This is a genomic window from Candidatus Soleaferrea massiliensis AP7 (assembly GCF_000820765.1).
In the GTDB taxonomy this organism is placed as follows: Bacteria; Bacillota; Clostridia; order Oscillospirales; family Ruminococcaceae; genus Soleaferrea; species Soleaferrea massiliensis.
Genome location: NZ_CCYH01000009.1, coordinates 1 through 24,297 on the forward strand (window position 1 = coordinate 1; position 24,297 = coordinate 24,297).

Consider the following 24,297-nt stretch of genomic DNA (forward strand, 5'->3'; position numbering starts at 1 on the left):
GGGAGATCAATAAATCGGAGTGGGAGGTAATTATAGAGCGATGAAACGAAGTGGAAACCAATCGCGAAGAACCATTAAATCAGCACTGGAAACCAATCGCTGAGTTGGTTTGAGACAAGGATTTCCGCAGCTCGGTCGGGCTCATAAGAAAAAAGATATGACGCGCAGCGTTCCGATGGATGTCTGCCGGAGTTAGGGCGGCTTGCCACGCAGGATTCCGCATGGATGCGGCCGCTCTTCCAGACGAAGCTTTCCGCTTCGGTCCGGGTGGTTTCAGAAGCAGGGGATCTGATCTTGCGGACAGAATAAAAATAACAGAAATTTTTTTTACAGGCCTTGACAAAGCGGAAGAAAGGTAGTATGATACAAGTGTACTGTGACACATAATACACCAAACACGTGAAAGGGGTGGAACCATGTTCACTGTAGACCGATTGTCCAGAACGCCGATCTATGAACAGATTATCGAGCAGTTTAAAGATATGATTTTGCAGGGGGAGCTGTCGGAGGATGTGCTGCTGCCGAGTATCCGGAATCTTTCGCAGGCGCTTTCGGTCAATCCGAACACGCTGCAGAAGGCGTACAGCCTGCTGGAGCAGCAGGGAATCTGCTATTCCGTACCGGGCAACGGACGGTACATCACAAAGGACGCGAAAAAGATCCTGCATCAGGACAACGCAAAGCAGATTGCAACCATAGAGGAGATTGTCGCGGAGCTGTGCCTGAAGGGCGTCTCGCTCGATGAGATACTGGATTGTGTGAAGATGGCCTACGAGCGGGTTCACATAAGCCAGACCTATACGGAACAATGAGGAGGATGAAGAGATGATTACAGCAAGCAGTGTCACCAAGAAATTTGGAAGCTTTACCGCGCTGGACAGCCTGAGCTGCAGCATTCCGGACGGCTGTATTTACGGTTTGGTCGGTTCGAACGGCGCGGGCAAGTCCACGCTGATGCGGCTCATCACCGGCATTTACAAGCCGGAGGGCGGCTACGTGGCGTTCGACGACCAGAATGTCTACGAGAATCCGCAGGTCAAAGAGCGGTTTGTGTTCATCCCGGATGAACTGTATTTCCTGCCGCAGGCCAATATGAACCGCATGGCGAAGCTTTACAAAGCGAGCTACAGAAAGTTCAGCTTTGAACGCTTCGAGGAGCTGACCAAAATCTTCGGACTCGATCCGAAGGCGAACATCAACACCTTTTCCAAGGGTATGAAACGGCAGGCCGCGACGATTCTGGGCCTTGCGTGCATGTCCGACTACATCTTCTTTGACGAGACCTTCGACGGGCTCGACCCGATCATGCGCAACTTGGTCAAGAAGGTCGTGTACGCCGATATCTGCGAGCGGAACGCGACGGCGGTCATCACGAGCCATTCGCTGCGCGAACTCGAGGACACCTGCGACCAGCTGGCGCTGCTGCACAAGGGCGGCATTGTCTTCGAAAGCGACATCAACGACCTGAAGACCTCCCTTTCCAAAATCCAGGTCGCGTTTGACCATGAATTTGACCGAACGCTGTTCGAGGGCATCAACATCCTCGAGTTCAGCAAGAAGGGCAGCGTCGCCAACATCATCATCCGCGGGGACCGGGAGAAGGCTGAACGGCTGATTCTGGAGAAGAATCCGGTCCTGCTGGAGGTGCTGCCGCTCTCGCTGGAAGAGGTATTTGTGCACGAGATGGGAAGCCTCGGCTACCAGTTCGACGACGTGCTGATATAACGCGGAGAAGGGGGAAGAACGTCATGAAAAACAAGCTATTCAATGCAAGACTCTATCAGGATTTTCTCAAGCAGCTGCGGCTTCCGGCCATCATCTTTGCGGTGCTCGCTCTGGTGGTGTCCCTGCTGGTGCCGGTGATTTCCTTTGTCCAGCAGTATACCTCGGGCGAAGTGTTCCCGATGGGGATGCCGAGCATCTCATCGGTCACGCCGATGCTGGTGTTCCTCATGTTCCTTGCGCCGGTGACACTGGTGATTTCCGCATTTTCCTTTTTAAATAAGCGCTCGTCGAGCGATTACTACCACAGCCTGCCGAATACCAGGCTCTGCACCTTTCTGAGCGCGATCTCCGCCGTGCTGACCTGGCTGTACGCGATTGTGCTGGCCACGGTCCTGATCACGACCCTTACCTACAATCTTCTGGGACTGCCGATGAACAACGGCTACATCCCGTACCTGCTCGGCACCTTCCTGTCCGGCATGACCTCAATTGCCGGCGTCACGGCGCTGGCGGTCAGCATCACGGGCACCTTCTTCACGAACATTGTCGTGACCGGGCTTGTCATGATCCTGCCGCGCTTCATCACTTCGCTGTATGCGCTTGCGGTCAACACCATCGTGCCGATTGCCAGCGCCGCGGAATTCGGCCTGTTCATCACGCCCGACTACAACATCCCGGTCGCGATGGTCTTCGGTGTGTTCGGCGGCGGGCTTCTGCCGGTCAGCCGGGGCCTCAACGATCTGATGACCTTCGGCGGAGGCATCCTCTACACCTTCCTGCTCGGCGTGGTACTGCTGGCGCTCGCGGCGCTGCTGTTCTGCCGCAGGAAATCCGAGGCGGCGGGCAGGAGCGCGCCAAACCGCGTGCTGCAGCATATCTACCGCTGCGCGGTCACACTGCCGATCGTGCTGATTCCAGCCGTGATGTTCGCGGTGGACCAGAACAAAGCGGAATTTTTGACCTACAACCTGCCGTTTTTGATCATCTTCTTTGTCGCGTCGCTGCTGATCTATTTCATCTATGAGATCATCACGACCAAGACCTTCCGCAAGCTTTGGAAGACCATTCCGGTCTATCTGGCCGTGCTGGCCTTCTCCGGCATCTTCTCAGTCGGCGTTGTGATGCTGTCGGATACGGTGCTGCATGTCACACCCGAGGCCGAACAGATCGAGAGCGTCAGCGTCCATGTGCCGAAGGAATACGGCAGGGACAGAACTTATTCGGAGATTCTTCAGAATGAAGTGAAGTTCGAGGATCAGCAGATGAAGCAGCTGCTGGCCGACAACCTCCGGGAGACCGTGAACATCATTGAACGCGACCGCAACCTGCTGAATCAGGAGGGCAACTATTACCAGAACTATTCGCTGCATCTCAAGAATGGAAGTACGGTGACCCGTACCATCTATATGTCGGAAAAGACCATGGAGCAGATTGAAAATATCCGCGCATCCTCAGAGGTCTATCAGTCCGCGTTGAAGAAGCTGCCCACCGATCAGGAAATCTCCAACATCTATGTGGATGGCGTCAAGGACGCGAAGGAAATCTGGGACTGCTACAGGCAGGAATTTGAACAGCTCACCCCGGCTCAGAGAGACAGGGTGCTGGAACTGGAAAACGGCGTCTACGCCGATGAAGAAAACCCCATTCACGACTACAGCTCCATCCGGATCAGCGGAAGCGTCGGCATGGAAGGCTACATGTCTTTCTACCAGATCAATTCGTTAATGCCGAAGACGGCGGCGCTCTTTATAGAGCGCATCAACGAAAACAGGGAGGACTTCCAGAAACAGCTCGCATACATCAAGGAATTGGACGAAGGCAGGATGCAGGATGAGTACGCCAGCATAGACTTCTATGCCGTGGAAGGCTTGACCTGGAACGATCCCGAAAACGGTCCGGTTGATCTGACAGACATGTCCTTCTCCGAGAAGTATTTCGAACCCGATGATCCGAATGCCCGCAGTATGATCGATGTCTATAAGTCCATCATTGAGATTCTTGAGGAACAGCCGCTGAAGAACGCTGTGCCGGGAGAGAGCTGCATCCGGATTACCGCGACCACCATGGAGCGCAAAAACAACTACCATTCCAACAGCATGTATCTGAGCCTGACACAGGCGCAGGTTGACGGCATTGTCGAAGTGGCGGGCGATATGATCATAGACAATATGACCGGCGCGCCGCTGGTTCAGGAGCGTGCCGTACACAAAAACTGACAGTTTCTTATCCTTCAAAATACCGGCCCCGGGGAATGGCGGAATGCCATTTCCCGGGGCCGGAACCTTTTTTCGAGTACACTCGATCCTCGCACTCTATTTTGCGGCTTATGCTGTCGATCAGGCTGTTTGCCAGTGGAACCCGGAATGGCTTTTGAGGAAACACAAGCGGCATATGTCCGGCAGCAGGGCGGGGTAGTCAGCGGATGAAATGGCAGCGGGCATCGGCGGCCAACATGATCTGACCGTGCGGTCAGCGGGACCAATGATGGAATTTTTGGAAGCAATTTGGACAGAATTCTTCTTTTTATACAGAACCACTTGCCATTCCTCTTGGTGAAATGTTATAATAGTAAAAATACAATCGTTTTATGGATTGGCCATTCGTACAAAACAGCGGACAGCATTTGGATGACGGCCGGTGCGGTGATGAAACGATGAACGGAGGAAACTGCCATGACAGTTGCAGATGTAAAATCCATCCTGGACGCCGAAGTCGTATCGGGAGAAGCGTATCTTGACCGGGAGGTCCATACCGCCTGCGGCAGCGATATGATGAGCGATGTGCTCGCATTTGTGAAAGACCAGTCGGTGCTGCTGACCGGGCTTGTCAATCTGCAGGTCGTCAGGACCGCGGATATGATGGATATGGTTTGTATTGTATTTGTGCGCGGCAAGGAGCCCAGCGGCGCGATGATCGAGCTGGCGGGCGAGCGCGGCATGGTTTTGATGAAGACGAAGGAACGGATGTTTACCGCCTGCGGTAAACTGTATGAAAGCGGGCTGAAGGGCGGAGAGGTGTCGCATGGATGAGATCATGACATTGACATTTGAGGTGCCGGGGGACGACTTTACCCGGGCGGGGGAGGCGTCCAGCGCCGTCAAGAAACGGCTCAAGCAGCTGGGCTTCGACCCGGACACCATCCGCCGCGTCGCCATCGCCATGTATGAGGGGGAGATCAACATGGTGATCCACGCAAACGGCGGCGATATCCAGGTGGACATCACGCCGAAGGCGATCGACATGCGCCTTAGGGACAACGGGCCCGGCATCGAGAACATCGAGCTTGCCATGCAGGAGGGCTATTCCACAGCGCCGGACAATGTGCGCTCACTGGGCTTCGGCGCCGGCATGGGCCTGCCGAACATGAAGAAATACACCGATGAAATGAAGATTGAAAGCGAGCTCGGCGTCGGAACCACGGTGTCGATGCGCGTTCTTACATAGATTCAGATTCCTGTCACGATCCGAAACAGGGAAAGGGAACTGGGGGTGGCATAAGCCATGAACTCGGATAAATTCTTCCATTCCGTGACGTTGGACAGCGAGAAGTGCAAGGGCTGCATCAACTGCATCAAGCGCTGTCCGACCGAAGCTATCCGCGTCCGGAATGGAAAGGCGCATATCATTACCCAGCGCTGCATCGACTGCGGAGAGTGCATCCGTGTCTGTCCGCACCATGCGAAGAAGGCGACCTATGATCCGCTGAGCGTGATGCATCAGTTCCGCTACAAGATCGCGTTGCCCGCGCCTGCGCTGTACGGGCAGTTCAACAATCTGGACGACATCAACATCATCCTGAACGCGCTGCTGCTGATGGGTTTCGACGATGTCTATGAGGTGTCCAAGGCGGCGGAGCTTGTATCGGACTGCACCAGAAAGATGATGCGGGAGGGAAAGCTTCCCCGGCCGATCATCAGTTCGGCCTGCCCGGCGGTCACGCGGCTCATCAGGGTGCGCTTCCCGGAGCTGATCGACAACATCCTGCCGCTGAACGCGCCGGTGGAGCTGGCGGCAAGGCTTGCAAAGAAGCAGTTCTCCGAACGGATGCAGGTGCCAGTCGAGGAGATCGGCGCGATCTTCATATCGCCCTGCGCCGCGAAGGTGACGGCGGTCAAGATGCCGCTGGGCGTGGAGAAGAGCCACATTGACGCGGTGGTCGCCATCAGCGAGGTGTACCCAAAGCTGCTTCCCTATATGAAAGAGGTGGATCAGCAGACCGAGCAGGAGCTGTCCGATTCCGGCAGGATCGGCGTGAGCTGGGGCAACTCCGGCGGCGAGGCGGCGGCGTTATTGAATGAAAGCTACCTGGCGGCGGACGGCGTGGAGAATGTCATCCGTGTGCTGGAGGATCTGGAGGACGAGAAGTTCTCAAAGCTGGAATTTGTGGAGCTCAACGCCTGTTCGCCCGGCTGTGTCGGCGGTGTCCTGACGGTCGAAAATCCATATGTCGCGCGCAGCAAGCTCAAACGGCTGCGCAAATACCTGCCGGTGGCCTGCAACCACATCGCCCAGGAAATTCCGCCGGATGCGAAGTTTGACACGCCGCTGGTCTTTGTGCCGGTGCTCAAGCTCGACAACGACATCTCGGTTGCGATGGAGAAGATGAAAGAGATCGAACGCATCACGGCAAACCTGCAGGGGCTGGACTGCGGTTCCTGCGGCGCCCCGTCCTGCCGCGCGCTGGCGGAGGACGTCGTGCGGGGACTGGCCAGCGAGGACGACTGCATCTTCAAGCTGCGCAGGCACATGCATTCGCTGGTGGACGAACTGGCGAAATTCGACGGCTACATCCCGCCGCCGTTCCGCCTGCCTGAGGATGACGCGGGGGCGCAGGAGTCCCAATCATATTGAGTTAAGTGAGCGGTATGCTGTTTCAGTATACCGTTTTTTTTATATCAGAGCACGGTTCCGTCAGAATAGATTTTCAGGTTCTGGAGGATATAAAATTTATCGATAGGGATAATTTTGCAGAATGGAGCCGTCCTGATGCGGACTGGGCATGCGGCTGCAGGAATCCTTGCAGCTATTTTCGGCGTTCCATCCGGGCATGGGGCACAGCGGAAATATAAGGGTGCGGCATATGGATATATCGATAAAGATATGTAAAATAGTCTCACGATATGCGAAAAGCAGGAATTGAAATATTTTCTATTTCCCAGAAAAAACAGAGAATTTTCAACAGTGCTTTGCTCCATCAAAGTGTTAATTGGATAAACTATTTAATCAATTCTAGGTGACTTTTCACAACAATGGAAACGATACCGGTTTTTTTGATGTACGTTTCGATAAAAAAATTGCGAAATATTGTTATTTTTTTAAACCAAACTCTTGACAGGACGCCTGCAAACGCGTTACAATAAGTCTGCAAAACACAATATTCAAAAATATCCGGTATTTTTATGCATTACCTCGCTAAAGCGGCGGCGGATTTTGTGACATCGTATAAACAGGGTGCCGAATTATTTGCCGATTGTTTTTAAATGGAGGCGCGATGTAAATATTGTGTGAATGGAAAATCGGTAAGAACATCAAAAATGCCAGAGCCCTTGTGCATCAAATCAAATGGTTGTGAAATAAAAAAGTGGGTGATGGGTTTACGGATTTCCAGCGGCGGGCGCCGCTTGCGGCCGCCTGCGAAATGGTTTGCCACATCGGCGGGCCGGCAATTGTCCGTTTGTAAGGAGAGCAATCTGCATGGCTGTCTGATGGCGGAAATCAGGCAAGGCAACTGTAAAAAGGATGGATGGTTTTGAATTTGTCTCCAGTGTTTGGCCAGATTCAAAGCTGTCTGCATTTTTGTTCTGTTTTTCGGGCCGGATACCGAAAACCAGACGGAAACGTGAAAAGGAGGAATTTGCAACATGTTCAAAAAGGCTTTAGCGGCAACAATGGCTACGGCGATCGCAGTCACAAGTCTGAGCCTGGGTGCATTCGTCAACGCTGCCGACGCGCAGTTCAAGGGCGAAGAATGGTATGACGACATTGAAACGGTCGGTCTCAACGTGGAACCGGCAAGGTCATATTTCATTCCATATCAGGATGAGGCTTCCGCGCTGACCCGCAATGTGGAAAACTCCAAATTCTATCAGCTCCTCAACGGAGAATGGGATTTCAAGCTGGTTGAGAAACCGGCGGACAGAATCCTCGGCTTTGAGGCGGACGACTATGATTACAGCGACTGGGACAAGATCACGGTACCAAGCTCCTGGCAGACACAGGGCTTCTTCGATCAGCCGCTGTACATCAATACAAGATATCCATGGTGCAACTATGAGTCGGTTTCCATCAATCAGAAGTATCTGACTGCGCCGACCGTCTACAACCCGGTGGGACATTATCGCACCGAATTTGAAGTTCCGGCAGACTGGGACGGCAGAGAGACCTTCATCTCCTTCCAGGGTGTCGAGAGCGCCTACTATGTCTATGTAAACGGCCGGCAGGTCGGCTACAGCGAAGACAGCTACACCGCACACGAATTCAACATCACCGATTACCTGAAGAAGGGTGAGAAGAACACCCTGGCAGTTCAGGTATATCGCTGGTCTACCGGAAGCTATCTGGAGAATCAGGACTTCATCCGTCTGTCCGGTATTTTCAGAGACGTATTCCTGTATTCGAAGGATGAAGTGGAGCTGCGCGACTACTTCATCAAAACCGATCTGGATGAAAACTATGTCAATTCGGATCTGATCATCGAAGCGGATGTCCGCAACAACGGTGCAGAACTTGCGGAGGGCTACAAGGTAGTCGGAAATCTGTACGATGCGGATGGAAATCTGGTCAAGGGAAATATCGAGATCGCAGCTGACAGTGTTGCGGCTGGCGAGACCGAGAGATTTACCACCACCGTTGAGATCGAAAATCCGGAAAAATGGTACGATGACAACCCATATCTCTACAAGCTGTCTCTGCAGCTGGTCAATGCTGAGGGCAAAACCATTGAAGCGGAATGCCAGAGAGTTGGTTTCAGAGAGATTGAAAATAAACCGATCGGTGAGAACGGCCAGTTTATGATGACCATCAACGGTCAGAGACTGGTTCTGCGCGGCACCAACCGCCATGAGACCGATCCGGAAACCGGACGTGCTCTCTCCAAGGAGAGAATCGAGGAAGACGTCAAGCTGCTCAAGCAGTTCAACACCAATGCAGTCAGAATGTCCCACTATCCGGAAGACCCGTACTTCTATGAGATGTGCGACGAGTATGGCCTTTATCTGATGGATGAAGCCAATATTGAATCCCATCAGGGTGCGACACAGGGCGGACAGTACCACATTCCGGCAGGTCCCGGACGTGGAAACCAGTTCCAGAATGCTGTCATGAGCAGAACCCAGTCGATGGTGGAACGCGATAAGAACCATCCTTCGGTTGTCATGTGGTCTCTTGGAAACGAAGCGGTTTACAGCCTGCCAACCAAGAATGACAATTATCTGTTCTATCAGTCCACCAAATGGATCTTACATAGAGACCCGACCCGTTTGAGAGCTTGCGAGCGTGACAATCGTGTAGGCGACAACAATTACTCTACCGGCAACTACGATGCAGCAGGTGCTTACGACTACAATGATTTTGCAAGCCGTGAAAAAGCCATGGTCGATGTCTTCAGCACACAGTACATCAGTGCCGGTTCCGCAGCAGGTTATGCAAACAACAAAAACATCAAAATCCCATTTGTCCATTCCGAGTATGCGCATGCAATGGGCCAGGCAATGGGTAACTACAGAGAATATTGGGATGAGGTCCGCAACAATCCGAGAGCGCAGGGCGGATTCATCTGGGATATGGTCGACCAGTCCATCTATGTTCCGGAACACAGCGTTACAACATACTATCCAGAAGATAAATCCTCCTATCAGAACAAGGTTACGCTGGAGGGTACCATTGAAGATGGCCGCAATGGCGATCAGGCTATGAATGGAAAAATCACTGTACCAAATAGCAGTGCAGTGAACCTTACCGGCAATGCCATTACACTGGATGCCTGGATTAAACCGCAGATGACCAGTACGCACGGTACAATTATCGGCAAGGGCGACAACCAGTATTGTCTGGCGCTGCGCCCGACACAGACCAGTGCGGCAAATCCTGAAGGTGTCATTGACTTCGCGCTGTACAGCGGCGGATGGTATGAATTGCTTGTGAAGATGCCGACAGACATGTATAACGGAGAATGGCATCATCTGGCAGCTACCTATGACGGCTCCAAAATGAAACTTTTCTACGACGGCGCAGTCATCGGAGAAATGGCCATGACCAGAAACATCGCCAGCTCGAATATCGATGTAGGCGTTGGCTACTGTGCGCAGTATGGCCGCCAGTTTAAGGGATTGATCGGCAGTGCGAAGATCTTCGACCGTGCGCTGACCTTGGAAGAACTGCAGAATGATTCCGTTCAGTCAACGGATCCGTCCGCCAGACTGTGGATCGATTTCAACAACGTGAAGAGTGAAACCCAGGTTGTCCCGCAGTACTTTGGTTACGGAGGCGACTGGGGAGAGACTGAGACCGACAACGACTTCTGTGCAAACGGCTGGTTCTCCGCGGACAGAACCCCGCAGCCGGAAGCGTATGAGGTTAAGAAAGCGCATCAGCAGATCTACTATACCGATTCCGATGTTGCAAACGGCGTCATCAACGTTTCGAACGAGATGCTGAGCACCAATACAAATGCATTCAACCACACCTGGAAGCTCGTCAAAGACGGCAAGGTCATTGAAGAGGGTACCTATACCCCGGATGTCGCTGCGATGAGCAATAAAGATGTCACCATTCCGTTCACCAGACCGGAAAATATCAAACCGGAAGACGAGTACTTCCTCGAAGTCAGCGCAACGCTGAAAGAGGATACCAACTATGCAAATGCAGGCCATGAAGTTGCCAGAGAACAGTTTGCGGTTGACTTCGGCGCAGAAGGCCAGAAGCCGACTGTCGATCCTTCGCAGATGCCGAATTTCTCCAGCATCGACAACGGCGACAATGCGCTGCAGGTTGCCGGTGAGAATTTCTCCCTGACCTTTGATAAAACAGCGGGAACCATCACCGATTATAAGGTTGGCGGCAAGACGGTTCTGACCGAAGGCCCGAAACCGAACTACTACAGAGGCCCGATCAGCAACGGAAACGGAAATGGCTCCGGTATGTCCAACTCGATGACCGTCAGCAATGTTCAGGTCGATCAGAAGGACAAGGTCATCACCGTATCGTTCGATGGAACGGTAGCTTCCGGTTCCAATGTCAAGATGACCTATGTCATCTTCCCGTCCGGCGACGTACAGGTCAAGCACACACTGACCACCACGACCACCGATCTCTGCCAGGTTGGCATGAGCATGCAGCTCTCGAAGGATTACGAAAACATCCAGTACTACGGACGCGGCCCGCTCGACAACTATGTCGACAGAAAGTGGTCGACCGATGTCGGCATCTACGACAACACCGTGGAAGGTATGTTCTATGATAAGTTTGTCAAACCGCAGGACAGCGGCAACAGAAGCGACGTTCGCTGGGCGGCTTTGACCGATGACGACGGAAACGGCGTCATGTTCAGTTCCGAAACCCCGATGTTCTTCGGCGCAAGCCACTACAGATGGCAGGATCTCAATAATCGTCACCTGTATCAGTGCGAGAAGACCGAAGATGTTGTCCTGAACATCGCATCCAAACAGCGCGGACTTGGCAACGGAAGCTGCGGCCCGGGCCCGCTTGGAAAATACACCTTCGGCAACGGCACCTTTACCCAGGTTTACAGAATTACCCCGATCACCGCTGACACCGATAAGATGACCGAGAGCAAGAAGACCGTCACCGTAGATCCGCTGCTCGACATCACCGTCAACGGCGTATCCATCGGCGGATTCAACTCCGATGTGACCGCTTATAACTATCCGATCCTGAAGGACACCGTAAAAGATGTTCCGACGGTGGATGTTGTCAAAGTGAATGACAGCGCTGAAGTCGAAGTAACCCAGGCTGATTCCATGAACGGTACGGCAACTATCAAGGCTGTTTCCGGATTCGGCGTAGAGAAAACCTACACCGTTCAGTTCAGCGAAACCGAACAGGCCTATGTGTCCGACCTGCCGTGGAGCACCGATATCCCGGGATACTTCCCGAACAGACGCGATATCCGTCCGGATGGCGGCGGCAAAATCCAGCTGGTTGTCGACGGCCAGGCGAAGACCTTTGAGAAAGGCGTCGGTGCACATGCTCCGGCCAAGGTAGGCATAAACATCGAAGGCAAAGGATACCAATACTTCGAAACTTATGTCGGCATCAACTACAACCAGACTTCCGCCAATGCTTCTGTCACCTTCAGAATTCTTGCAGATGGCAAGGAAATCTGGGCATCGTCCGAAAAGAAAGCACGTGAAGAAGCGACCTATATCAAGGTTCCAGTCGATGGCTATAAAGAAATCGTGCTGTACGCCGACATGGGCGACAACGACGGCAACGACCACAGTGTCTGGGCCGACGCGAAATTCACATCAGCTCCGCTGAGCGGCAACGAATCCCTGAACATCCAGAACGGCATGATCATGAATCCGCCGGAGACAGCCAAAGAGCTGAAAGATGCCTATGAAGGTCAGAATGTCGTAGTTCTGGACAAGGACGGAAACGCACTGGCGGATGATGCAGCCCTCTTCACCGGCGCAATTGTGAAATTTGCGAATGCAGGCGAGTATGCGCCGTACCATGAAGTCGTCGTCAAAGGCGATGTTCTGGGAGAAGGCAAGTCCAGTGTAACAGGCCTTTTGGCTATCAAGTCGCATATCCTGGGCAGAGCTTCTCTGGAAGGCGCTTATGAAGCGGCTGCCGACTACAACAGCGACGGCCTGGTCAACATCTTTGACCTCGTCGCGATCAAGATGGCGATCCTCAAAGGCTAAATAAAAATATAAAGCATCGATGTGCTTAGCAGTATGAAACAGGACGGACCAACTGGTCCGTCCTGTTTTTTGTTTTGAGCGGATCAGACACGTTTCTTATAAAGTTTTTCGGGTGAGTAAGATAGATAATAGATTGGAAATTGGAATCAAAATGGTCGGTCTTTTCAAAATTTTATTCTGTTATTTCTTGAGTCATGGTATTTCCTATAAAGATGATCAGATCCTCTTTCCTGCAGCCGATATGTATGCGATGTCATGCATGTTCAGTCTCAGCTTGAAAACTTGCCGGACAGTAGAATGCTTTAGCCTACTGCAATGGCATTGGACTGAATTATGTAAATAAATTCACATATTAAAAACGATTTCATAAATAAAATTCTTAATTGAATATAAAAAATAGAAAAATATAAGGTCTTTTTTCCCAAAAGCACTTGACATAACCATAATATTCAAGGTACAATGAAATTACTGAACATAATGTTCATAAAATTCCGGCATTCTGGAGTATTATTATGCTAAAGTGTTAAAACGCCATGTGATATGATATCATAAATGTGTACAGGTGGATGGGGCGCTTTGGCTGTGTACAAAAGGATGAATGTTGTGTAAATGAGTTTGGTGGAATTCCATGCCGTTCCTTGCTGTGTTGTGAAGTGCTGAGGGATTGCACGAAGCTCGGGCGGTTGCACCCTGCGATTGCCAAATCGGTTTTTTCTTTATCGGTTTATCTTCGATGAAGGAAAGGAAAGATAGCAGGATGGTTTTGACTTTGTTGTAAGAAACGCAGTTGAAACTGTCCCTGTTTTGCTTTGTACAGGAAGCCGGAACTGAAAAACAAAGCGGATACATGAAAAGGAGGAATACGCAAAATGTTGAAAAAGGCTTTAGCGGCAACCATGGCTGCGGCGATTGCGGTCACAAGCTTGAGCTTGGGTTCGTTTGTCACAGCGGTGGACTCCAGATTTGACGGAGAAGACTGGTATGACAACATTGCATCGGTCGGCAAAAATGTGGATCAGGCGCGTTCTTATTTCTTCCCGTTCCAGGATGAAGCTTCCGCGCTGACCAGAGATGAAAACAACTCCGATTTCTACCAGCTGCTCAACGGACAGTGGGACTTCAAGCTGGTGGAAAAACCGGCTGACAGAATTCTTGGATTTGCGAATCCGGAATTTGACATCAGCGGATGGGACAAGATTCGGGTGCCGGCATCCTGGCAGACACAGGGATTCTTTGACCTTCCAATTTACACGAACCAGAAATATCCATGGCGCAACTATGAATCGGTCAACCTTGCAACCGACTACCTGACCGCGCCGACGGTGTATAACCCGGTCGGCCATTACCGCAGGACCTTCGAAGTCCCGGAGAGCTGGGACGGCAGGGAAACCTTCATCTCATTCCAGGGCGTTGAAAGCGCTTACTATGTCTATGTAAACGGCCGGGAGGTCGGATACAGCGAGGACAGCTATACCGCGCATGAGTTCAACATCACCGATTATCTCGTCCCGGGCGAAAACACGCTGGCGGTTATGGTTTACCGCTGGTCCGACGGAAGCTTCTTAGAGAATCAGGACTTTATCCGTCTTTCCGGTATCTTCCGCGACGTGTTCCTGTTCTCGAAGGACAAGGTCGAGCTCCGCGATTACTTTATTAAAACCGATCTCGACGACGAATATGTCAATTCCGACCTCACCATCGACGTCGACATCCGCAACCACGGCGAAGCGGCGGCGGAGGGCTACAAGGTTGTCGGCAACCTGTACGACGCAGACGGCGGCCTGGTGAAGGGCAACATTGAAATTCCGGCTGACAGCGTTGCGGCAGGGGAGAACAAAACCTTTACCACGACCGTGCAGATCGACAATCCGGAAAAATGGTTTGCAGACACCCCGTATCTGTATAAGCTGTCCCTGCAGCTGGTCGATGCGGACGGCAAGACCGTGGAAGCTGCCTGCCCGCGCGTCGGCTTCCGTGAAATCGGCAAACGCACGATCAACGATGCCGGCCAGGAAATGATGATCATCAACGGCAAGCGCATCATCATCAAGGGTACAAACCGCCATGAAACCGATCCGGAGCTCGGCCGTACATTGACCAGGGAACGGATTGAACAGGATATCAAGCTGCTGAAGCAGTTCAATGTCAACGCGGTCAGGACCTCCCACTATCCGGAGGATCCGTACTTCTATGAGCTGTGCGACGAATACGGCATCTATGTCTGTGACGAGGCGAACATCGAGTCCCATGAGGGCGCCAACCAGAGCGATAAATCCTGGGGCATCCCGATCAGTACCACCAACCGGGAATCCAGAAAGGCCTGGAGAACCTCCGTCATGGAGAGGACCATCTCGATGGTGGAGCAGCATAAGAACTTCCCGTCCGTCATCATCTGGTCGCTCGGCAACGAGGCGGTCTATGGACTGCCGGCTCTGAACGACAATTATCATTTTTACGTATCCAGCAAATGGATTCTGCAGAGAGACCCGTCCCGTCTGAGAAAGTGCGAGAGGGACAACCGCGTGGGCAACTACAACACCACCTACAACCGCGAATCCGCCATGGTGGATGTTTACAGCGTGCAGTATCCGGCTGTTGGCACGGCTTCCGGCTATGCGAAGAATACAGGTAACAAGATCCCGTTCATCATGTCCGAATACGCGCATTCCATGGGCCAGGCGATGGGCAACTACCGCGAGTATTGGGAGGAGTTCCGCACCTACGAAAACGCGCAGGGCGGCTTCATCTGGGATATGGTCGACCAGTCGGTCATCGTACCGGAAAAATCGGTCACCACCTATTATCCGAAGGACAGCTCGGCTTATGACAATACCCTGACCATGTCCGGCAAGATTGAGGACGGCCGCAACGGTACCAAATCCATGAACGGAACGATTACGGTGCCGAACAACAGCAGCGTCAACCTGACTGGAAAAGGCATCACGCTGGACGCATGGATCAAGCCGAAGAACGTCGGCGAGATCAACACCATCATCGGCAAGGGCGATACGCAGTATGCGCTTGCGTTGCGTCCGGGCCGCGGCAACGTGATCAACTTTAACATCTATGCAGGCGGATGGAACGAGCTGGAGATTCCGATTCCGAGCGATATGTACAACGGCGAATGGCATCATCTGGCGGGCACCTATGACGGAGCCACGATGAAGGTGTTCTATGACGGTGCGATCATCGGCACCAAGGCGCTCAGCAAGAATATTTCCAGTTCCAGCTACGGCGTGGGCATCGGCCACTGTACACAGTACGGCAGAAATTTCTCGGGCAACATCGACAGCGCCAAGATCTTTGACCGTGCGCTGACCCTGGAAGAGTTGCAGAATGATTCCGTGAAAGCGAACGACCCGTCCACCAGGCTTTGGGTCGATTTCGGCGACGACATGGAGAGCGAAACCCATGTGACCCCGTCCTATTATGGATATGGCGGCGACTGGGGCGAGAGTGTCACCGACAACGATTTCTGCGCGAACGGCTGGCTGTCCGCGGACAGAACGCCGAAGCCGCAGGCCTATGAGGTCAAGAAAGCGCATCAGGACTTCTATTACACCGATATCGATGTCGCCAAGGGTATCATCAACATCTCGAACGAATTCCTGAACACGAATTCCGACGCTTACAACCATTATTGGCAGCTCGTCAAGGACGGCGAGGTGGTACAGCAGGGACAGTATTATCCGGAAATCGCAGCGCTTGAAAAGGCCAATGTCACGATTCCGTTCGAAAAACCAGCAGACGTCCAGCCGGAAGATGAATACTTCCTCAATCTCAGCGCACAGCTGAAGAAAGACACCGCCTGGGCGGAGGCCGGCTATGAAATCGCAGCCGAGCAGTTCCAGATCGACTTCGGCGCACAGGGTGAAAAACCGGTTCTGGATGTATCCGCGATGTCCGATTTTAAGGCGGTCAACGATACGGATGCAGCGGTTGAGGTGGAAGGCGACAACTTCTCCCTGACCTTTGACAAGGCCACCGGAGCCATCTCCAGCTATGTTGTCGACGGCAGGACCATTATGACGGAAGGCCCGAAACCGAGCTACAGGAGAGGCCCGCTCAGCAACGGCAACGGAACCAGCATCACCGCGGCCATGAGAGTCAGCAGTGTGGATGCGTACCAGAAAGATAATCTTGTCTTTATTGATGTGAAGGGAACAGCCAGCACTTCAGACGTCATGCTGACCTATGTCGTGCTTCCGACCGGCCAGATCGAAGTCAAGCACACCATCAATGCCGCCGTCAGCAATCTGACACAGGTCGGCATGGGCATGTCGCTCGCGAAGGATTTCGAAAATGTCGAGTACTTTGGACGCGGACCGAACGACAACTACTGTGACAGGAACTGGTCTGAGAATGTCGGCATCTTCAATACCACCGCGCAGGACATGTACTTTGATAAGTTCATCAAGCCTCAGGACAGCGGCAACAGGACCGACGTCCGCTGGGCGGCGCTGACCGATGAGAACGGCGACGGCATCATGATCAGCTCAGAGACGCCGATGAACTTCTCGGCGACCCACTACAAACCGGCCGACCTGAACAACAGGCATCTGTACCAGTGCAAGAAATCTGAGGATGTTATTCTGAACATCGCCTCGAAACAGCGCGGTGTCGGAAACGCCAGCTGCGGACCGCAGCCGCTTGGACAGTATACCATTGCGGACGGCGTGCAAACGCAGGTTTACAGAATTTCTCCTATCACAGCGGATACCAACAAGATGGCGGAAAGCAAAAAGACTCTGTCTATTGATCCGCTCGCGGACATCCTGATCAACGGACAGTCGATCGGCGGCTTTGTCGATCAGGTTTCGGATTACAGCTATAAGATTCTGAAACACACCGTCAGGGATATCCCAACCATATCGGTTGAGAAAGCGGATGACAACGCGAAGGTTGAAATCGTACAGGCGGATTCCATGAACGGTACCGCAACCATAGAAGCTGAGTCTGGTATCGGCTTAAAGAGAAGCTACGTCGTCCGATTTGCAGAGGTTGCCCCGCTTTATGTGTCCGACATGAATTGGACCACCAATATTCCGGGCTATTTCCCGAACAGAAGGGATATCCGTCCGGATGGCGGCGGCAAAATCCAGTTGGTAGTCGGCGGACAGGCGAAAACCTTTGATAAGGGCATTGGCGCCCACGCACCGGCTTCTGTAGGTGTGGACATTGCAGGCAAGGGATACCAGTATTTTGAAGCCTCTGTGGGCATCAACTACAACCAGGCATCCGGCAACGCATCTGTCATCTTCCGCATCTTTGCAGACGGTGAGGAAATCTGGCATTCCGATGTCAAACGCGCGCGCCAGGAGGCAACTAAGGTGAAGATCCCGGTTGCCCAGTATAAGGAAATCCTGCTGTATGCGGATGATTATGACGGCGACGGCAGTGACCACAGTGTCTGGGCTGACGCAAAATTCACAGCGTCTCCGCTGACCGCGGATGAATCGCTGGATCTGCAGGATGATCTGATCATGAATCCGCCGGAAACTGCCGGAGCACTCAAAGCGGCATACCCGGGTCAGGAGGTTGAAATCGTAGACAAGGACGGCAATGTGCTGGACAATGACGCGGCGCTCTTTACCGGCGCAATGGTGAGATTTGCCGGCACGAACGAGTACGCGCCGTATCACGCGGTTGTCGTCAAGGGCGATGTTATGGGAGAGGGCAGGCCATCCGTATCAGGCCTCCTGGCCATTAAATCGCATATCCTTGAAAGAAGCCCGCTTGCAGGCGCTTATGAAGCTGCGGCGGACTTCAACGGCGACGGCATCATCAACATCTTCGATCTGGTTGCCATTAAAATGGAGATATTGAGAGGTTAAGAATTAAGCACACCCCATGACAAAGGGGATAGAAAAAGGGACGGATCCTCCAGGGATCCGTCCCTTTTCTGATGTTCTGAAGACTGTGGCTAGTCAGGATTCTTAAGCGCACACCTCTGAATCATCCGTTTCGTTTAAATCAGGCGGCGATCCGGCCCGATGAAGATATATATCGGTGAAGGCCAGCGTATCGAAAGCGTTCTTTAGGATAGAAGGCGTATGGCGCGATGATTCTATAGGAAAGGCATGCGGGGTTTTCCATAAAGAAATAGGGCGTGGGGGATATAGAACGCCGTACAGTTTAACAAAGACACCCGGAATGATCATAAAAAAGACATCGCCATTAAGCGATGTCTTTTTGCAGCTGTTTAGAATTTAAGGCTGTCCTCTTCCTCGTCGAAGTCTTCCAGCAGGTCATCGAGATCGGTTTTGATCTGTACATCGGAAGGTGCGGAACCGGTGTCCGGCTGATCCTCTTCGGATGCCCGGCCTTCCGGCTGTTCTGTGCGGCTGATGGAGGAGACGGGATCTTCTTCCTTGCTGTTCACGGTATAGTATTCCGTATCAAAATCATCATCCAGATCATCGAAGTCAGCACCGTAGTCAAAGGCCTCGTCTTCATCCCTGCATTTGCATTTGTGATGCTTCAGAAGCGCGGAGAGCGCAACAATGATGCCGGCCAGCGTGACCAGAACGGAAAAAATCGAAATTACCGAAACAAGAAATTTTTTCATGGGAATACCTCCTTTATTTTAAAAATCGGATCTACCTCTATTTAAGTATATACAGGTATCACGATATTTATTATGTTACTCCCTATTATAATACCAAAAGAAAAAAATAACAACCGGAATCGGTCGATATCCGGTATTTTTTATAGGGAATGTTATCATTTTGACAAAGCCTTATTGACAATTCAGACACCCTCGGGTAAAATAATAAACAAAAATGATTCCATTGATAAAAAAACCACGGCTCTGTATCGTTTGCCTGACAGAACCGATCAAATACAGTGAGGATAGGAAATAATATTATGAACAAATGGAGATACTGCGAATTTATATTGTCCTCTCTGACCTTTTACCAGAAGGTTGCAGAGGATCATCTTATTTTAAAGCTGAGAGGGCTGCTGTCCGCCGCGGACAGGGACAGCATGCAGCTGATGACGGACTGGGCGGCCATCTACCGCGAACTGGTCAGCGGGGAATACCACGGCAGCCTGGCCGATTATCTGTTCGAACGGGTGCTGTTCGACGACAACCTGTTCACCCGGGAATGTGCGAAGGGGAATTTTGAAGCACTCGACCCGGGAATCAGGAACGCCGTGCTGCGGGACCTGTACGGCCTGAGCGTCGTGGCGTCGCTGGAGTGCGATGAGATCAAGGAAAACCTCTGTTCCAAGCTGGATATCCAGCGGAACCTGATCTATGACCTGCCGGATTGGAGTAACCGCCACCAGCTCTATTTTCCCGCCGACAGCTGGGATAAGGATATCCTGCGGCTGGCGGAATTTGCGAAGAACAATGGCTTTGGCATGTTTGCGAAGTACTATGCCTTCGAATTCAGCGCCGACAGCCCGTACTATCTACGCCCGGTCCGGGAGGTGGACAGCATTTCTCTGAAGGAGCTCAAGGAGTATCGGGCGCAGCGGGATGTGGTGATCGACAACACGCTCGCACTCCTGTCCGGGCATCCCGCCAGCAACATCCTGCTGTATGGGGACCGGGGAACCGGAAAGTCTTCGACCGTCAAAGCGGTCGCCAACGAATACATCGACCGCGGGCTTAAGATCGTGCAGATCTTTAAAAAGGATCTCGGCTGTCTCCGCGAGATTTTGGAGACACTTTCCCAGCTTCCATTTCCGTTTATCATCTTTGTGGACGACCTGACCTTTGAAGAGGATGACCGCGAATTTTCGCTGTTCAAAGCGGTGCTGGAGGGTTCCCTGGTTAAGCGCAGTGAAAACGTTGTGCTCTATGTCACCTCAAACCGCCGGCATCTGGTCCGCGAGAGCTTTTCATCCCGCGGAAACGACGATGTGCACCGCAGTGATACCATCCATGAAACGGTGTCCCTGAGCGACCGCTTCGGCATCACGGTGACCTTTACGGTGCCGAACAAGCAGAAATTCTTTGAGATTGTGCTTCTGCTGGCAGCGGATCTCGGCATCACCGGCCGGGACGAGGAGCTGAAAGCCGCCGCCAACCGTTACGCCTGCAAAAAGGGGGATTTCTCCCCCCGGACGGCGCGCCAGTTCGTCGACCATGCGGCGTCGAGACTGACTCGGGATCTGGAACTGTAGTATCCTTTTGTTCCTTGAAAATCCCGGCGATGCGAGAAAGCTTCGAAAAATCTTTTGCATTCAGCAGCATACGAGAATCTTGAAATAACAGCCCGCGTATGCTTTTCATAAAAATGGTTTCATGAAAAGGCATGTGTTAAAGAAGCAAGCAGAGACGAATAGCAGGATGTGAACCGTGCCAACTGGAATGGAAAAACCATCGGTCTGGAATTTATACCCGGTGCAAGCCATAACAAGCGCCGTTCGTGATATGTGCTTCAAGCGATGCTGGTAACATAGAGCATTCTTTACATAGGAAGTATCCCCTGCCAGCGGTTGAATAACCTTATTTTAAAATGGCGTATGCCTTTAAAAAAGACATAGAACAGGCCACCCAGGTGTATTCTGGGTGGCCTGTTTGTATGTTTCTTTCATTTAAACGGCAGAATAGGGAATCCAAAACCTATGCGACGGCTGGATCCGCAGGATCTATGGAATCCGCAGCGCCGCTCTCTGAAGCGGAGCCATTATCGTCGCCTGTTCCGGAATCGGTGGAGCATGCTGTCAAAGAGACCAATGAAAGGGCAATTGCTAACATAAGAGCCAGTTTTTTCATTGTTAACACTCCTATCTACAAAGTTAAATGATCGATTGAAACAAATACAAATTATTCAGCAGCCGGTTCGGATACAGAAGAGGTAGCGGAAGTATCGTCGCCGCCGGTGCTGGATGTGTCAGTGTCGCTAGAGCAAGCGGAAAACGCGAGTAAAGAAAGTGCCAAAGCCATAACCAATGCTAATTTTTTCATAATGTTTTTTACACTCCAATTCTTTTTTTGTTGCTGATTGCTGCGTTCTCTGAACTTAGGCAGCCGGTTCGGATACAGAAGAGGTGGCGGAAGTATCATCGCCGCCGCTGCCGCTGGTTCCGTCGTCGCTAGAGCAAGCGGAGAAAGCAAGCAGAGAAAGCGCCAGTGCCATAACCAATGCTAATTTTTTCATGTTGCTATCCACTCCAATCTTTTCAAAATTGACATCTTACGTATAAAAAACCTATCCTTATGGAAAACTGCGCTGAAAGAAATTCATTTCGGACAGCAATCCATGTCCCTATTTTATCATATTGAATTAAAAAAGCAATATTTTTCAAGAAAATATGGATTATAAATCAAAAAAGTTCAAAAATGACATCCTTTTTTTGTATGATAGTCATAATAAAATACAGCTAAAAACCATTTCGGATTAAATACCAAAAAAGTATGGTCAAACGTCCTGCGGCTGATTATCCTTCCGGCGTTCAAACCGAAGCCGGATAAGCTCTGCCGGAAGCTGTAACTGCCCGGCAATCTGTTCGGCGGTGAAATCTTCAAACAGCTCGGGCGCATATTCATCTGGATCGACCAACAGGAATGCGCTGAACAGATCGGCCTCATGTTCATACCGTGCGGCGCAGAAGAGGGTGCACCGCGCATTAAAAACGGCGTTCATATCGGTGTGCAGCAGAGCGTGCCCCAATTCATGCGCACAGACGACGCGCTGTTCCAAAGCGCTGAGCCTTTTATTCAGATAGATGATCCGGCGATTCTGGATATTGGTATAAAAACCGCGTACCTGTTCGGGAAGTTCACTTGGCAGCACGAGGATATCCAAACATTCACACAGCTCACGCGGCTCCTTGGTATGGTAGATGTCTTTGAGCTGCTGCGCCATCTGTTCAACATATCCCATGCAATCCCTCCTGCAATCAATCCGTGCGATTCCTTTCGCCGTCTTTTCTGCGCTGATGGTCCATCATGGCAACAGAGGTGCCGATCCGAATCGCTTCAACGACCTTGATAATGTCCTCCTCATCCAAAGGAAGCCCGTTGAACATCAATCCTTCCTGCCGCATCAGCGTTTCCTGCATCTGGTCGAGAAGCTCAGAGAGTTCCTGCGGTCTTACATCCTCCGAAGATGCGTACCGCCTTGTAAGACGGGCGGTTTGATCCGCAGGATAATTCTCATCGATAAAATAGTCGGACGGCACGTTAAAATACCGGCAGAGTTTGGCGAGTTTACCGTGGTCCGGCTCGCGGCGCCCCTGCTCATACATCCCGATGCTGCTGGCGGAGGTGCCTAACTCGTCGGCAAGCTGTTTTTGCGACAGATGATGCTCCCGGCGCAGTTGTCTAAGTCTTTTACCAATCACGCTGATCACTCCGTATCGTTTTTTCGTTGTACCATACTGATATTATAATACACGAAATGTGTAAAAGCAATAGAAAAACATCTGGAATATCTTGACTTTACACAAAATGTATGATAGAATCCAAAATAACACATATTGTGTTATTTTGGATAGATGGAAGGTGAAAGTATGCAGATGGTGGAGTTATCCCGGCAATATCGCGCCGCCGAAACCCCCATGCGTGTGCGGCTGAGATTTTTAAAGGGCGTGTTGCTTTCCCAGACCGATGAGGAGCAGCGCAAGCAGCTGGTTCGGCGTATCGATATGCTGCGCATGGAAATTGATCAGCTTGAGGAAATCTCCCGGCATCTGGAGCGGTATGCAGACCGGGCGGAGAAAAGGAGGCCCCTATGAACAAATCGAAGCTGATGTATCTGCAGGACATCGATGTCGTAAGCGCTTACACGAAAATCTCTTCTTATGATCAGGACAGCGAAGTAAAACGGGAACAGATTATCCGCACAGTGAAGCAGGCCATCCAGAATGAGCTGACTGAACGGCAGCGGGACTGTCTGACGCTGTATTACTTTGGAAATCAGACGGTAGAAGAGATTGCGCAGCGGTATCATCTGAACCGGTCAACCGTCAGCCGGCATTTGAAGTCAGCGAGACTGCGCCTGAAACGGGTGCTGCAGTACTATCTGTATTCCTGATGCGTGGGGAAGAATGGTGAAAATACGGTGTTCTGGGGCCAAGAAATTATTTATACAGCGATTACTGGCCACCCGCGGCGTAGCACCGCCTGCGGTGGGGCAATCACCTACGGTGTTCTCCGGCCGGGGAATCATTTGCGTAGCAGCTGCGAAAATTGGAGTACCAGCTAAGAATGTTGTAGGGAACGTGAGCGTCCGCCACCTAGCGGTGGAGCAATCGCCTACGGCGTTCTTCGGCCGGGGAATCATTTGCGCAGCAGCTGAGGGAATTGGGGTACCAGTAAGACTGTAGGAGGGAACGTAAACGTCCGCCACCTAGCGGTGGAGCAATCACCTACGGTGTTCTCCAGCCGAGGAATTATTTACGCAGCAGCTACGGGAATTGGGGTACCAGCAAAGACTGTTGTAGGGAACGTGAGCGTCCGCCACCTAGCGGTGGAGCAATCACCTACGGTGTTCTCCAGCCGAGGAATTATTTACGCAGCAGCTACGGGAATTGGGGTACCAGTAAAGACTGTTGTAGGGAACATAAACGTCCGCTGCTAGCCATTCAGCCATCCTGACCAAGGCCAAATGCCGTCCGCAGACGGCCGAAGCAGATAGAGGGATATTAGAGGGGATTTTCAAGGGGGCCATCTGGCTAGGAGCGGCACAGTGTATGGCCCCCTTGAACGGCCTTTCTTGGTTACTTC

General features: G+C 51.9%; 18 protein-coding genes. 11 read left to right on the top strand and 7 right to left on the bottom strand.

The genetic code is table 11. The annotated features are described in order from the left end of the window. Nucleotides 1–416 precede the first annotated feature (416 nt). The 6 genes from BN348_RS01775 to BN348_RS01800 all read left to right on the top strand — a co-directional run bounded on the left by BN348_RS01775 (nt 417) and on the right by BN348_RS01800 (nt 6,576). The gene (locus BN348_RS01775) at nt 417–812 is read left to right on the top strand and encodes a GntR family transcriptional regulator (RefSeq protein WP_040195822.1); all 396 of its coding nucleotides are present in this window, start codon (nt 417–419) and stop codon (nt 810–812) included. A 13-nt stretch (nt 813–825) separates the two neighbouring features. Next, a complete protein-coding gene (locus BN348_RS01780) occupies nt 826–1,725 on the top strand; it encodes an ABC transporter ATP-binding protein (protein ID WP_040195823.1) in 900 nt (299 codons plus the stop codon). A 23-nt stretch (nt 1,726–1,748) separates the two neighbouring features. Continuing rightward, entirely contained in the window at nt 1,749–3,941 is a 2,193-nt protein-coding gene (locus tag BN348_RS01785) for an MFS transporter (RefSeq protein WP_040195824.1), read from the top strand. A 456-nt stretch (nt 3,942–4,397) separates the two neighbouring features. Further along, nucleotides 4,398–4,754, top strand: coding sequence for a DRTGG domain-containing protein (locus BN348_RS01790; RefSeq protein ID WP_040195825.1), 357 nt, complete (start codon nt 4,398–4,400; stop codon nt 4,752–4,754). Continuing rightward, nucleotides 4,747–5,169, top strand: coding sequence for an ATP-binding protein (locus BN348_RS01795; RefSeq protein WP_040195826.1), 423 nt, complete (start codon nt 4,747–4,749; stop codon nt 5,167–5,169). Before BN348_RS01790 ends, BN348_RS01795 begins: the two co-directional genes overlap by 8 nt. A gap of 57 nt (nt 5,170–5,226) precedes the next feature. After that, a complete protein-coding gene (locus BN348_RS01800) occupies nt 5,227–6,576 on the top strand; it encodes a [Fe-Fe] hydrogenase large subunit C-terminal domain-containing protein (RefSeq protein ID WP_052446621.1) in 1,350 nt (449 codons plus the stop codon). A 625-nt stretch (nt 6,577–7,201) separates the two neighbouring features. On the opposite strand, the gene BN348_RS13770 is transcribed toward BN348_RS01800, so the two are convergent. Next, on the bottom strand, nt 7,202–7,636 hold the full coding sequence (locus BN348_RS13770; RefSeq protein ID WP_156136376.1) for a hypothetical protein: 435 nt from the start codon (nt 7,634–7,636) through the stop codon (nt 7,202–7,204). On the opposite strand from BN348_RS13770, the gene BN348_RS01805 reads away from it, so the two are divergent. Continuing rightward, nucleotides 7,587–12,611: a glycoside hydrolase family 2 TIM barrel-domain containing protein gene (locus tag BN348_RS01805; protein WP_052446622.1), complete on the top strand. Its 5,025-nt coding sequence runs from the start codon at nt 7,587–7,589 to the stop codon at nt 12,609–12,611. The genes BN348_RS13770 and BN348_RS01805 overlap by 50 nt on opposite strands. Before the next feature lie 869 nt (nt 12,612–13,480). Next, the gene (locus BN348_RS01810) at nt 13,481–18,445 is read left to right on the top strand and encodes a glycoside hydrolase family 2 TIM barrel-domain containing protein (protein ID WP_052446623.1); all 4,965 of its coding nucleotides are present in this window, start codon (nt 13,481–13,483) and stop codon (nt 18,443–18,445) included. Nucleotides 18,446–18,813: 368 nt separating this feature from the next. Here BN348_RS01810 and BN348_RS01815 read toward each other — a convergent pair whose 3' ends face one another. Further along, nucleotides 18,814–19,179 (bottom strand): hypothetical protein, encoded by a 366-nt coding sequence (locus tag BN348_RS01815; protein ID WP_040195827.1) that lies wholly within the window; start codon nt 19,177–19,179, stop codon nt 18,814–18,816. Between the two features lie 299 nt (nt 19,180–19,478). On the opposite strand from BN348_RS01815, the gene BN348_RS01820 reads away from it, so the two are divergent. Further along, nucleotides 19,479–20,747 (top strand): ATP-binding protein, encoded by a 1,269-nt coding sequence (locus tag BN348_RS01820; RefSeq protein ID WP_052446624.1) that lies wholly within the window; start codon nt 19,479–19,481, stop codon nt 20,745–20,747. A 442-nt stretch (nt 20,748–21,189) separates the two neighbouring features. Here BN348_RS01820 and BN348_RS14030 read toward each other — a convergent pair whose 3' ends face one another. The 5 genes from BN348_RS14030 to BN348_RS01835 all read right to left on the bottom strand — a co-directional run bounded on the left by BN348_RS14030 (nt 21,190) and on the right by BN348_RS01835 (nt 22,913). Further along, nucleotides 21,190–21,342 (bottom strand): hypothetical protein, encoded by a 153-nt coding sequence (locus tag BN348_RS14030; protein ID WP_197068256.1) that lies wholly within the window; start codon nt 21,340–21,342, stop codon nt 21,190–21,192. A gap of 51 nt (nt 21,343–21,393) precedes the next feature. Next, complete coding sequence (locus BN348_RS13775; RefSeq protein ID WP_156136377.1) at nt 21,394–21,534, bottom strand: hypothetical protein; 141 nt, start codon at nt 21,532–21,534, stop codon at nt 21,394–21,396. Between the two features lie 55 nt (nt 21,535–21,589). After that, nucleotides 21,590–21,727, bottom strand: a complete 138-nt coding sequence (locus BN348_RS13780) for a hypothetical protein (RefSeq protein WP_156136378.1) — start codon at nt 21,725–21,727, stop codon at nt 21,590–21,592. 261 nt (nt 21,728–21,988) lie between these two features. Continuing rightward, nucleotides 21,989–22,453 carry an ImmA/IrrE family metallo-endopeptidase gene (locus BN348_RS01830; RefSeq protein ID WP_040195829.1) on the bottom strand — a complete coding sequence of 155 codons (465 nt, stop codon included), beginning with the start codon at nt 22,451–22,453 and terminating at the stop codon, nt 21,989–21,991. 16 nt (nt 22,454–22,469) lie between these two features. Continuing rightward, nucleotides 22,470–22,913, bottom strand: coding sequence for a helix-turn-helix domain-containing protein (locus BN348_RS01835; RefSeq protein ID WP_197068257.1), 444 nt, complete (start codon nt 22,911–22,913; stop codon nt 22,470–22,472). 174 nt (nt 22,914–23,087) lie between these two features. Here BN348_RS01835 and BN348_RS01840 point away from each other — a divergent pair, with 174 nt between their 5' ends. Together BN348_RS01840 and BN348_RS01845 are read left to right on the top strand one after the other, a co-directional pair. Continuing rightward, nucleotides 23,088–23,306: a hypothetical protein gene (locus tag BN348_RS01840; protein ID WP_156136379.1), complete on the top strand. Its 219-nt coding sequence runs from the start codon at nt 23,088–23,090 to the stop codon at nt 23,304–23,306. Next, on the top strand, nt 23,303–23,605 hold the full coding sequence (locus tag BN348_RS01845) for a sigma-70 family RNA polymerase sigma factor (protein WP_040195831.1): 303 nt from the start codon (nt 23,303–23,305) through the stop codon (nt 23,603–23,605). Before BN348_RS01840 ends, BN348_RS01845 begins: the two co-directional genes overlap by 4 nt. The last annotated feature ends 692 nt before the right edge of the window (nt 23,606–24,297 follow it).

What these genes read in the sequence shown, in the direction of transcription:
- BN348_RS01795 (WP_040195826.1), top strand. Translation starts at nt 4,747, where the DNA reads ATGGATGAGATCATGACATTGACATTTGAGGTGCCGGGGGACGACTTT.
- BN348_RS01790 (WP_040195825.1), top strand. Translation starts at nt 4,398, where the DNA reads ATGACAGTTGCAGATGTAAAATCCATCCTGGACGCCGAAGTCGTATCG.
- BN348_RS01845 (WP_040195831.1), top strand. Translation starts at nt 23,303, where the DNA reads ATGAACAAATCGAAGCTGATGTATCTGCAGGACATCGATGTCGTAAGC.
- BN348_RS01780 (WP_040195823.1), top strand. Translation starts at nt 826, where the DNA reads ATGATTACAGCAAGCAGTGTCACCAAGAAATTTGGAAGCTTTACCGCG.
- BN348_RS01805 (WP_052446622.1), top strand. Translation starts at nt 7,587, where the DNA reads ATGTTCAAAAAGGCTTTAGCGGCAACAATGGCTACGGCGATCGCAGTC.
- BN348_RS01800 (WP_052446621.1), top strand. Translation starts at nt 5,227, where the DNA reads ATGAACTCGGATAAATTCTTCCATTCCGTGACGTTGGACAGCGAGAAG.
- BN348_RS01775 (WP_040195822.1), top strand. Translation starts at nt 417, where the DNA reads ATGTTCACTGTAGACCGATTGTCCAGAACGCCGATCTATGAACAGATT.
- BN348_RS01785 (WP_040195824.1), top strand. Translation starts at nt 1,749, where the DNA reads ATGAAAAACAAGCTATTCAATGCAAGACTCTATCAGGATTTTCTCAAG.
- BN348_RS01840 (WP_156136379.1), top strand. Translation starts at nt 23,088, where the DNA reads ATGGTGGAGTTATCCCGGCAATATCGCGCCGCCGAAACCCCCATGCGT.
- BN348_RS13775 (WP_156136377.1), bottom strand. Translation starts at nt 21,534, where the DNA reads ATGAAAAAATTAGCATTGGTTATGGCTTTGGCACTTTCTTTACTCGCG.
- BN348_RS13780 (WP_156136378.1), bottom strand. Translation starts at nt 21,727, where the DNA reads ATGAAAAAATTAGCATTGGTTATGGCACTGGCGCTTTCTCTGCTTGCT.
- BN348_RS01830 (WP_040195829.1), bottom strand. Translation starts at nt 22,453, where the DNA reads ATGGGATATGTTGAACAGATGGCGCAGCAGCTCAAAGACATCTACCAT.
- BN348_RS14030 (WP_197068256.1), bottom strand. Translation starts at nt 21,342, where the DNA reads ATGAAAAAACTGGCTCTTATGTTAGCAATTGCCCTTTCATTGGTCTCT.
- BN348_RS01815 (WP_040195827.1), bottom strand. Translation starts at nt 19,179, where the DNA reads ATGAAAAAATTTCTTGTTTCGGTAATTTCGATTTTTTCCGTTCTGGTC.
- BN348_RS01810 (WP_052446623.1), top strand. Translation starts at nt 13,481, where the DNA reads ATGTTGAAAAAGGCTTTAGCGGCAACCATGGCTGCGGCGATTGCGGTC.
- BN348_RS01820 (WP_052446624.1), top strand. Translation starts at nt 19,479, where the DNA reads ATGAACAAATGGAGATACTGCGAATTTATATTGTCCTCTCTGACCTTT.